This window comes from Streptomyces sp. NPDC056527 (assembly GCF_042794475.1).
In the GTDB taxonomy this organism is placed as follows: domain Bacteria; phylum Actinomycetota; class Actinomycetes; order Streptomycetales; family Streptomycetaceae; genus Streptomyces.
In genome coordinates this window covers 1-9495 of record NZ_JBHTTQ010000171.1, presented here as the reverse complement: position 1 = coordinate 9495, position 9495 = coordinate 1, and the positions used below count along the sequence as shown (strand labels likewise).

Genomic DNA, 9495 nt, shown 5'->3' with positions numbered 1-9495 from the left:
CGAAGAGCGCCACCCCGGCGAGTGACCGCCGGGAGCGTCGCGGCGGGTAGCGGCGCTGCGCCCGCCTTCGTACGGACCTGTCGCTGCCGCGAGCGAGCGGCAGGCGGCCTGTTCTGGTGCCCTGCTCCGTCATGAGATCCCGTCTCTCTGACGTCCCCACCCCGCCCCGACCGGGGCGACGTCGCGTGGCTCAGCCCGCCACCGCATGATCGGGGGCGGGTACTGCGTACGTCAGCCTGAGCGGGCGGGAAGACGCCCACCACTCGTGGGCTCCACTTGGGGCGTCGGCGTCACCCCGAGGGGCGGTCACCACGGAGAGCGGGCGGCAGCTAGACCAAAGGCTTCACCGACATCAGCAGATGCTGGTGGACCCCGTCCTCCCGATCGGTGATCAGGGCGCGCTGGCCCGGGCCGAGGAGGTGGAAGCGGACGGAGTCGGTGCCGAAGGAGCCGAGCGCGTCCAGCAGATAGCCGGGGTTGAACGCGACCGTCATCGACTCCGCGCCCTCCAGGAGCGCCGGAAGGCGCTGGGAGGCCACGTCGTCCTCGTACCCGGCCTGGAGCTGGACGGTGTCGCCGGCGAAGGCGAGCTGGACCGGGCTGTCGCCCTCCGCGACCACCGCGACGCGCTTCACGGCCTCGAGCAGCGGAGCGCGGTCGGTCACGGCGACGGCGTGCTCTCCCAGGGAGAAGAGCTTGTCGTGGCGGGGGAGCCGACCGTCGAGCAAGCGGGTCGTCGTCCGTGTCCCGTCGCTCTCGAAGCCGATCGAACCGCCGTCCAGGGCCAGCCGGACCGGCCCCGTCGTCGTCAGGGAGCGGGCGATCTCGGTCAGCCGACGTGCCGGCACGACCACGTCCGCGCCCTCGGACGCCCCGTCCTCGCCCTCGGGCTTCCACTCCAGCGTGCGGACCGCGTAGCGGTAGCGATCGGTCGCGGCCAGCGTCATCGTCGTACCGTCGAGGGCCAGCCGTATCCCCGTCAGGACCGGCAGCGAGTCGTCCCGGCCCGCCGCGACCGCCACCTGTCCGACGGCCGCCGCGAACGCGTCGGCGTCCACCACGCCCCGGAACGCGGGCAGTCCGGGCTGCGCCGGATAGTCGTCCAACGGCAGCAGGGACAGTCCGAAGCGGGCCTCCCCGCCGGTCACGGAGAGACGCGCGCCCTCGACCACGCACTCCACGACGCCCCGGGGCAGCACCTTGCAGATGTCGAGCAGCCGCCGTCCGAGGACCAGCGCCCGGCCGTCCCGGGCGGTGTCCGCCTCGACCTCGATGCGCGCGGACGCCTCGTAGTCGAGACCGGAGACACGCAGCCGGCCGTCGCTCGCCTCCAGGAGCAGCCCGCCGAGCACCGGCACGGGCGACCGGGCGGGCAGGACGCGGGCGGCCCAGGCCACGGCGTCCGTCAACACACTGCTGTCGATACGGAATTCCATGGATCCGACGCTAGCGGCGCCCACTGACAACGCCCCGAGAACGCCGAGCGCCCGCCCTCCGTCGTGACGGAGAGGCGGGCGCGCTCGTGGTGCGGGGACGAGCCGGACGAGCCGTGCGGACGGCTTGAGGCTCAGGCGGCGTTCTTGATCGCGGAGATGTCGAAGTTCAGCTTGACCTTGTCGCTGACCACCACGCCGCCGGTCTCCAGGGCCGCGTTCCAGGTCAGGCCCCAGTCGGAGCGCAGGATCTCGGCCGAGCCCTCGAAGCCGACGCGCTCGTTGCCGTAGGGGTCCGTGGCCTTGCCGTTGAACTCCAGGTCGATGGAGAGCGCCTTCGTCACGTCCTTGATCGTGAGGTCTCCGGTCACGCGGTACTTGTCGCCGCCCAGCTGCGCGGCCTCCGTGGAGCGGAAGGTCATCAGCGGGAACTGCTCGGCGTCGAAGAAGTCGCCGCTGCGCAGGTGGCCGTCGCGGTCGCCGATGCCCGTGTCGACGGAGGCGATCTTGACGTCGATGGAGGCGGTGGACGCGCCCGGGTTCGAGCCGTCCAGCTTCAGCGTGCCCTCGTGCTCGCCGAAGGTGCCGCGGACATTGGTGACCATGGCGTGACGGACGGTGAAGCCGATGCTGCTGTGCGCCGGGTCGATCGTGTAGTCGCCGGTGAGTGCGGCCAGCGCCGGGTCGACGGGGAGGGTGGCGGTGTCGACGGTGTCGTTCTTGCGGCTGAAGATGCCCATGACCTGCTCCTTGGGGACGGTGCGCGGAGGCTGGTTGCCTTTGTTGAAGCTTCAACGAGAACGACAGTAACCCTATTCCGTTCAACTTTCAACATCTCTGCGCGATGTTTCCCCCGATTCACCCGAAAGACGTCGAGGCCCTCTGGCGGACGCGCGTAGAGCTGCGGCACCATCTCCCTGCTCCACCTGCACAGCCGTCCCATCCGACACGGTCACCAGCAGGAGGCAACCCCCGATGAAGCTCCGCTCCGTCCTCACCGCGCTCGCCCTGGTCCTCGGCGCCCTCTTCGCCCCCGGCGTCGGCGTCCTCGGCGGTGCCACCGACGCCCAGGCCGCCACCAAGATCAGCCACGCCACCGCGACCTCGATGTTCCGCAACTCCGGCATCACCTGGTCCTCGTCCGGCGGCTGCTCCGACCGCAACAACCCGACCTGCACCTCGTTCGAGCAGCTCAACCTCGCCACGGCGCAGGGCGCCCAGACCCTCAGGAGCGCCAGCGGCTGCGCGCTGAACATCACCGGCGGCACCGAGACCGGCCACGCCGGCGGCACGTACTCGCACTGGAACGGCTACAAGCTCGACTTCAGCAAGTACACGTGCGTCGGGAACTACATCAAGAACACCTTCACCTACATCGGTGTGCGCGGGGACGGTGCTCCGCAGTGGAAGTCCGGCGCCGGCAACATCTACGCGGACGAGGGCAACCACTGGGACGTGACCTTCTACAGCTGCGGCGGCTGCTGACCGTCGGCCCGCGTCAAGAAGCCTCCTTCGGCGGTCACTTGGACTAACCGAAGGGGGTTCTTGGACTGGCGGGGCCGCCGGGGTCCGATCTCGTTGACGGTGCCCGGCGGGCAGGGGCCAACTAGTGCGCATGTCCCTCCCCGAGTCCCGAAGAATCCGTGCGGCCTGCGCGCTCGCCGTCGCCTCGTCGGCCGTGTTCGCCCTGGCCGGGCCCGCTCTCGCGACAGCCCCCGCCACCTTCGCCGAAGCCCCCGCACGCGCCGGCGCCGAGGCCGTCATCGGCTCCGACCAGCTCTCCGTCGCGGTCGCCGAGGACTTCCCGCGGGTCCTCTCCTACACCGACCGCTCCACCGGCGCCCGTCTGCTCGGGAGCACGACCCCGGTCACCGAGATCGTCCTCAACGGCACGGCCTACGCGGTCCAGGCGAAGGGCGCCCCCGTCCTGACCGCCACCAGCGCGGCGTACACCCTCACTTTCCCCGCCCTGGCCGGCGTCGAGATCGACGCGACGCTGAGCGTGCGCGGCCGTGCCACCACCTTCAAGGTCACCGCCGTCCGCGACACCGAGGGCTTCCGGGTCGGCACCCTCGACATACCCGGCCACGACCTCGTCTCCGTCGGCTCGGCCGACACCGGCGCGGAGACCGCCTTCACCCGGCTCGACCCCGACTCCACCCGTACCGCCGACGTCTTCGCCAAGGTCACCGACGCCACCGCCGCCGAGAGCGCGCCCGTCGGGGCGAGCTACGCGCTCGTCAACACCGACCGGCTCGCGGCCGCCGTCGAGTCCAACTCCAGCTACGACAAGCCCACCGGGCCGAGCGCCCGCGACGGTGCCCGCTTCTGGCACCAGGCCCGCAGGACGGCGACCGAGACCCGCGTCGCTGTCTGGTCCGGCCAGTGGACCTACCGCGGCGCCGGAGCGCCGCGGCCCGAGAGCGGCGACAACCTCCCCTGGGCCAAGGTCGTCGTCACCCCCGACGCCAACGCCGACGGGAAGACCGACTGGCAGGACGGCGCCCTCGCCTTCCGCGCGATCGGCGTCAAGGCCCCGGGCGGCGATCAGACCCCCGACCGGGTCATCGCCCACATCCCGTTCAACTTCGCGTCCAACGCCACCCACCCATTCCTGCGCACCCTCGACGACGTCAAGCGGATCTCGCTCGCCACCGACGGGCTCGGCCAGTTCGCCCTGCTCAAGGGATACGGCTCCGAGGGCCACGACTCCGCGCACCCCGACTACGGCGGCAACTACAACAAGCGCGCCGGCGGCCTCGACGACCTCAACAAGCTGCTGAAGGAGGGCAGGAAGTGGGGCGCGGGCTTCGGCGTCCACGTCAACGCCACCGAGTCGTACCCCGAGGCGAAGAACTTCAGCGAGACCCTCGTCGACAAGACCAGGCCCGGCTGGAACTGGCTCAACCAGAGCTACTACATCGACCAGCGCCGGGACATCAACAGCGGCGACCTCGCCCGCCGCTTCCAGCAGCTGCGCGACGAGACCGACCCGAATCTGTCGATGCTCTACATCGACGTCTACTACACCCACGGCTGGATCGCCGACAAGACCATGCAGGCCGTGCAGGCCCAGGGGTGGAACGTCGCCACCGAGTGGTCCGAGAAGTTCGAGCGCGCCTCCCTCTGGTCCCACTGGGCCAACGACCTGAACTACGGCGGCGCCACCAACAAGGGCCTCAACTCCCAGATCATCCGCTTCATCCGCAACGGCGAGAAGGACATCTGGAACAACCACCCGGTCCTCGGCCAGACCGCCCTCGAAGACTTCGAGGGGTGGACCGGCGAGACCGACTGGAACCACTTCTACGCCAACATCTGGCAGAAGAACCTGCCCGCCAAGTACCTCCAGCAGCAGACGATCACCCGCTGGAACGGCAACGACCTCACCTTCACGGGCGGTGTGCGCGGCACCGTCGAGGACGGCCGTCGCACCTTCTACGAGAACGGCCGCAAGGTCCTCGACGGCGAGAACTACCTGCTGCCCTGGGACGGCGGCAAGAAGCTGTACCACTACAACAAGGCGGGCGGCCGCACCACGTGGACCGTCCCGGGCGCCGGCTCGTACGCCGTCCACAAGCTCACCGACAACGGCCGTGTGAAGACCGCGACCATACGCCCCGTCGACGGGAAGATCACCTTCGACGCCGCCGCCGGGCAGCCTTACGTCCTCTACCCGGACCGCGCCCCCGAGCCGCGCGACCCCCGCTGGGGCCAGGGGACCCCGGTCGCGGACCCCGGATTCAACGACGCGAAGCTCTCCGCCTGGTCCAAGGCGGGAACCGTCGCCCGTGACACCGACGCCCAGGGCCGCAACAGCGCCGAACTGACCGGCTCGGCGACCGCGTCCGTACGACAGCAGGTCACCGGCCTCACCCCCGGCAAGAGGTACACCGCCTCCGCCCTGATCGAGGTCGAGGCGGGCCGCACCCGACCCACCACGCTCTCCGTCGGCGGGGCGTCCGTCACCGTCGAGCGCTCGGCCCTCCAGGACCGGGTCGCCGCCTCCGACTGGAACGGCACCCGCCTCCAGCGCGCCAAGGTCACCTTCACCGCCCCCGGCAGCGGCTCCACCACGCTCCGGATCGAGGCCGCGAGCGGCAGCCCGGCAGTCGTCCGGATCGACGACGTCCGGATCGTCGCCAACAACCCCGCCACCCGGGCCGGCGCGCTCGTGCACGAGGACTTCGAGGCCGTCGACCAGGGCTGGGGACCCTTCCTCAAGGGCGACTCCGGCGGCACGACCGACCCGCGCACCCACATCGCCCAGCTCCACGCCCCGTACACCCAGGCGGGCTGGAACGGGAAGCTCGTCGACGACGTCATCGGCGGCGCCGAGTCGCTCAAGTCCCACGACGAGAACAGCGGGCTGGTCTACCGGACCGCGCCCTGGACCGTCCCGATGAAGGAGGGGCGCAGCTACCGCGTCGAGTTCGACCACCAGTCGAGCCATGCCGGCGCCTACGAGTGGGTCACCGGCTACGACCGTACGAACGGGACCGCGGTGGAGACACGTCGTACGCCCGTCGGACAGCAGAGGACCACCGGGCACTTCTCCGAGACCGTGACCGCCGGCTGCGGCGACACCTGGACCGGACTGCGCAAGCGCGGTGACGCCCCCGACGGAGCCGACTTCGTCCTCGACTCCTTCACCGTCACCGACCTCGGCCCGGCGGCGGAGAAGGCGGCCTGCGGCACGCTCGCCCTCACCGCCCCGGAGACCCTGGAGCCGGGCCGCCCCAACCAGGTCACGGCCACCTTCGCCAACGACGAGGCGAACGCCGTCGCCGGGGCCACGGCCGCGCTGGAACTCCCCGCGGGCTGGACCGCCGACCCGGCCGGTCCCGTCTCCCTCGGGACGGTCGCGGCGGGCGCCCAGGCCACCGCCACCTGGAAGGTGACGCCCCCGGTCGACGCGAAGTACCAGACCTACCCGCTCGGTTCGACGCTCACGTACACCGTCGGGGGCGAGGCGCGGAAGCTGAGCGCCGCCACCTCCGCCCGTACGCTGCCCCCGCCGCCCACCACGGACAGCTGGGCGAGCGACCTGGACTGGACGTCCGCGGCCAACGGCTGGGGACCGGTCGAGCGCGACCTGTCCAACGGCGAGACGGGCACCGGCGACGGCGGCCCGCTCAGGATCGGGGGAGTGGCGTACGCCAAGGGCCTGGGCGCCCATGCCCCGTCCACGGTCCGCTACTACCTGGGCGGGAAGTGCACCTCCTTCACCGCCGAGGTCGGCGTGGACGACGTCCAGACCAGTCGCGGCTCGGTGCAGTTCAGCGTCGTCGCCGACGGTACGCAGAAGGTGAAGTCGCCGGTCCTGAAGGCCGCCGACGCCGCCTGGCAGCTCACCGCCGACGTCACCGGGGCCTCCTATGTGGAGCTGGCGGCCGGCGACGGCGGCGACGGGAACGGCAACGACCACGCGGACTGGGGGAACGCCCGCTTCCACTGCGGAGGCTCCCGCTAGCAATTGCTTGATCGCGTCGGAGAACGGGTGCCGGACCGGTCGCCAACCGGTCCGGCACCCGTCGTGGCTCGAACACGGCACGGACCCGGCCGGCGCCACGAACGCGTATCCGCTCATGCCGGGCGCCTCCCGGCGCACCCCGGCCGCCTGCGCCGCCGACGAGGACCGGCTGGAGATCCTGGACAACATCGCCGACCGCCAGGCCGTCCCGTCCCCCGGACTCACGGCCACGAACCCGGGGCGGGCCGGTACGGTGGGGCGCCTGACGGTCACGGCCCCGGCGAGCGTCCTGGTCCGCCGCCGGCGCTCGGTCCTCGACCTCCGGATCAGCGAGCCGCGGCGCACGGGCCGGCCGCTCACTGCGGCTGCGGATCACTCCCGGTACCGCGGGCGTCACCTGCCGCACGCAAGTGGCGCTTTAGAGGGTTGTGTGGAAAGCCTACAAACACAAGGGGTGTCTGGCTGTTGACTCGGCTCCCCCTGTCGGCGGTTCTGTCTTACTCCACCAGGAATCGACGCGGGAGACTGTACGGAGTGGACGGCGGGATTTGCTTGGTCGACTTCGTAGGGTCGGTACATGACCGTTGTGGACCAGATCCCGAGCGAGCCGACTGACGCCCGTGGCCGTGTGGCCGAGCTGCACGCCCTGCGCGAGGAGGCTCGGCGCGGGCCGAGCGAGCGGGCGACCGAGGCCCAGCACGCCAAGGGCAAGCTGACCGCTCGCGAGCGCATCGAGCTGCTGCTCGACCCTGGTTCCTTCAACGAGGTCGAGCAGCTGCGCCGACACCGCGCCACGGGCTTCGGCCTGGAGGCGAAGAAGCCGTACACCGACGGTGTCATCACCGGCTGGGGCACGGTCGAGGGCCGCACGGTCTTCGTCTACGCGCACGACTTCCGGATCTTCGGCGGCGCGCTGGGCGAGGCCCACGCCACGAAGATCCACAAGATCATGGACATGGCCATCGCCTCCGGCGCGCCGCTGGTCTCGCTGAACGACGGCGCCGGCGCCCGTATCCAGGAGGGCGTCTCCGCCCTCGCCGGCTACGGCGGCATCTTCCAGCGCAACACCCGCGCCTCGGGTGTCATCCCGCAGATCTCGGTGATGCTCGGCCCGTGCGCCGGCGGCGCGGCCTACAGCCCGGCGCTGACCGACTTCGTCTTCATGGTCCGCGAGACCTCGCAGATGTTCATCACCGGCCCGGACGTCGTCAAGGCGGTCACCGGCGAGGAGATCACCCAGAACGGCCTCGGCGGCGCGGACGTGCACGCCGAGACGAGCGGCGTCGCGCACTTCGCGTACGACGACGAGGAGACCTGCATCGCCGAGGTGCGGTACCTCCTGTCGATGCTCCCGCAGAACAACCGCGAGAACCCGCCGACCGTGGCCTCCGAGGACCCGGCCGACCGCCGCTCGGACGTCCTGCTCGACCTGGTCCCGGCCGACGGCAACCGTCCGTACGACATGCACAAGGTGATCGAGGAGCTCGTCGACGAAGGCGACTTCCTGGAGATCCACGAGCGCTGGGCCCGCAACATCATCTGCGCGCTGGCCCGTCTGGACGGTCAGGTCGTCGGCATCGTCGCCAACCAGCCCCAGTCGCTGGCGGGCGTCCTGGACATCGAGGCCTCGGAGAAGGCCGCCCGTTTCGTCCAGATGTGCGATGCTTTCAATATTCCGATCGTCACCCTTTTGGACGTACCCGGCTTCCTGCCGGGCGTTGATCAGGAGCACGGTGGAATCATCCGCCACGGCGCGAAGCTGCTGTACGCGTACTGCAACGCGACCGTGCCCCGGATCAGCCTGATCCTGCGCAAGGCGTACGGCGGCGCGTACATCGTCATGGACTCCCAGTCCATCGGCGCCGACCTGACGTACGCCTGGCCCACCAACGAGATTGCGGTGATGGGCGCCGAAGGCGCCGCCAACGTCATCTTCCGCAAGCAGATCGCCGAGGCCGAGGACTCCGAGGCCATGCGGACGCGCATGGTCAAGGAGTACAAGGCCGAGCTGATGCACCCCTACTACGCGGCGGAGCGCGGACTGGTCGACGACGTGATCGACCCCGCAGAGACGCGGGAGGTCCTCATCAGGTCCCTCGCCATGCTCCGCACCAAGCACGCCGACCTGCCGTCCCGCAAGCACGGCAACCCGCCTCAGTAAGAGGAGCCACAGACGTGACAACGCCTGCCACAGCCAACCTTCTCCGAGTCGAGAAGGGCCACGCCGACCCCGAGGAGCTGGCCGCGATCACCGCGGTGCTGCTCGCCCGCGCGGCCGCCCAGCCCACCGAGACGTCCGCCCACGGCCGCTCCACGGCCGGCTGGCGCCGTCTGGAGCGCCAGTCGGGCTTCCGCCCCTCCCACTCCTGGCAGGGCTGACCCCAGCCGTACCGAAGGCCCCCGCTCCGACACGGAGCGGGGGCCTTCGGCTTTGGGTACCGCCCGCACGGCGAAAGGGCGCCCCCGCACGACAAGAAGGCGGCCCCTGCACGGCGAGACCGCGGCCCCTCCGCACGACGAGACCGCGCCCCCCCCCGAGCGAGAGACCACGGCCCCGCACGACGAAAGGGCCCGCCGCACCGGAAATGG

7 protein-coding genes are annotated in these 9495 nt (G+C 70.9%); 5 read left to right on the top strand and 2 right to left on the bottom strand.

Going from position 1 to position 9495, the window contains the following annotated elements; genetic code table 11:
* Positions 1-329: 329 nt before the first annotated feature.
* Positions 330-1436, bottom strand: coding sequence for a DNA polymerase III subunit beta (gene dnaN / locus ACFQ7Q_RS36645; RefSeq protein ID WP_383563117.1), 1107 nt, complete (start codon positions 1434-1436; stop codon positions 330-332).
* Positions 1437-1567: 131 nt separating this feature from the next.
* Positions 1568-2173 carry a YceI family protein gene (locus ACFQ7Q_RS36640; RefSeq protein ID WP_383563114.1) on the bottom strand — a complete coding sequence of 202 codons (606 nt, stop codon included), beginning with the start codon at positions 2171-2173 and terminating at the stop codon, positions 1568-1570.
* 235 nt (positions 2174-2408) lie between these two features.
* On the opposite strand from ACFQ7Q_RS36640, the gene ACFQ7Q_RS36635 reads away from it, so the two are divergent.
* The 5 genes from ACFQ7Q_RS36635 (at position 2409) to ACFQ7Q_RS36615 (ending at position 9285) form a co-directional block, all read left to right on the top strand.
* Positions 2409-2918, top strand: coding sequence for a hypothetical protein (locus tag ACFQ7Q_RS36635; protein WP_383563112.1), 510 nt, complete (start codon positions 2409-2411; stop codon positions 2916-2918).
* A gap of 130 nt (positions 2919-3048) precedes the next feature.
* Positions 3049-6906 (top strand): endo-alpha-N-acetylgalactosaminidase family protein, encoded by a 3858-nt coding sequence (locus ACFQ7Q_RS36630; protein ID WP_383563109.1) that lies wholly within the window; start codon positions 3049-3051, stop codon positions 6904-6906.
* Complete coding sequence (locus ACFQ7Q_RS36625; RefSeq protein ID WP_383563107.1) at positions 6812-7375, top strand: polysaccharide lyase beta-sandwich domain-containing protein; 564 nt, start codon at positions 6812-6814, stop codon at positions 7373-7375. Before ACFQ7Q_RS36630 ends, ACFQ7Q_RS36625 begins: the two co-directional genes overlap by 95 nt.
* A 108-nt stretch (positions 7376-7483) precedes the next feature.
* Entirely contained in the window at positions 7484-9067 is a 1584-nt protein-coding gene (locus ACFQ7Q_RS36620) for an acyl-CoA carboxylase subunit beta (RefSeq protein ID WP_376444771.1), read from the top strand.
* A gap of 14 nt (positions 9068-9081) precedes the next feature.
* Positions 9082-9285: an acyl-CoA carboxylase subunit epsilon gene (locus tag ACFQ7Q_RS36615; RefSeq protein ID WP_329115517.1), complete on the top strand. Its 204-nt coding sequence runs from the start codon at positions 9082-9084 to the stop codon at positions 9283-9285.
* The last annotated feature ends 210 nt before the right edge of the window (positions 9286-9495 follow it).